Raw genomic sequence first — 1,238 nt, 5'->3', positions numbered from 1 at the left:
AAGGGTCTATACATGGCTAAGGCTAAATTTGAACGTAATAAACCGCACGTAAACGTAGGCACCATTGGTCACGTTGACCACGGTAAAACTACTTTAACTGCAGCAATCACAAACGTACTGGCTAAGCATTACGGCGGTCAGGCATTTGCATTCGACCAGATTGACAAGGCGCCGGAAGAAAAGGCCCGTGGTATCACGATCAACACGTCACACGTTGAATACGATACGCCAAGCCGTCACTACGCGCACGTAGACTGTCCTGGTCACGCCGACTATGTTAAGAACATGATTACCGGTGCAGCGCAGATGGACGGCGCGATTCTGGTAGTAGCGGCGACAGACGGCCCGATGCCACAAACGCGTGAGCACATCCTGTTATCACGTCAGGTTGGCGTACCTTACATCATCGTGTTCATGAACAAATGTGACATGGTAGATGACGAAGAGCTGTTAGAGCTGGTAGAAATGGAAGTGCGTGAGCTTCTTTCAGACTACGACTTCCCGGGTGACGACCTGCCTGTAATCCGTGGTTCAGCGCTGAAAGGCCTGGAAGGCGATGCAGCGTGGGAAGAAAAAATCCTTGAGCTGGGTAACGCACTGGATACTTACATTCCTGAGCCGGTACGTGCTATTGATAAGCCGTTCATCATGCCAATCGAAGACGTATTCTCAATTGCCGGTCGTGGTACTGTAGTAACAGGCCGTGTAGAGCAAGGTATCGTTAAAGTAGGCGAGACAGTAGAAATCGTTGGTATCAAAGACACTGTTGCTACTACCTGTACTGGTGTAGAAATGTTCCGTAAGCTGTTAGACGAAGGTCGTGCAGGCGAGAACATCGGTGCCTTGTTACGTGGTACCAAGCGTGAAGACGTAGAGCGTGGTCAGGTACTGGCGAAGCCGGGTTCAATCAAGCCACACACTAAGTTCGAAGGCGAAGTGTACGTACTGTCAAAAGAAGAAGGCGGTCGTCATACTCCGTTCTTCAAAGGCTACCGTCCACAGTTCTACTTCCGTACCACTGACGTAACGGGTGCTGTAGAGCTGCCGGAAGGCGTAGAGATGGTAATGCCTGGCGACAACCTGAAGTTTGTTGTTGAGCTGATTTGCCCAATCGCGATGGACGAAGGTTTACGCTTCGCTATCCGTGAAGGCGGCCGTACAGTAGGTGCGGGTGTAGTATCAAAAATCATTGCTTAATTAGCATTGATTAAAAAAGGCCCTACGGGGCCTTTTTTATT

The 1,238-nt window shown here is 49.9% G+C and carries 1 protein-coding gene; it reads left to right on the top strand.

The annotated features are described in order from the left end of the window. Nucleotides 1-12: 12 nt before the first annotated feature. The gene (gene tuf, locus Q8O71_00010) at nucleotides 13-1,197 is read left to right on the top strand and encodes an elongation factor Tu (protein ID MDP2704777.1); all 1,185 of its coding nucleotides are present in this window, start codon (nucleotides 13-15) and stop codon (nucleotides 1,195-1,197) included. The last annotated feature ends 41 nt before the right edge of the window (nucleotides 1,198-1,238 follow it).

The organism is bacterium, from assembly GCA_030690305.1.
GTDB lineage: Bacteria > Patescibacteriota > Minisyncoccia > Phycocordibacterales > JAGLPS01 > JBBUCK01.
Note: the sequence above shows the minus strand (reverse complement) of the source record. Positions and strands in the feature narration are given on the sequence as shown.

Bases quoted from the DNA above. Each gene is read 5' to 3' on its own strand.
- tuf (MDP2704777.1), top strand. From the start codon at position 13: ATGGCTAAGGCTAAATTTGAACGTAATAAACCGCACGTAAACGTAGGC.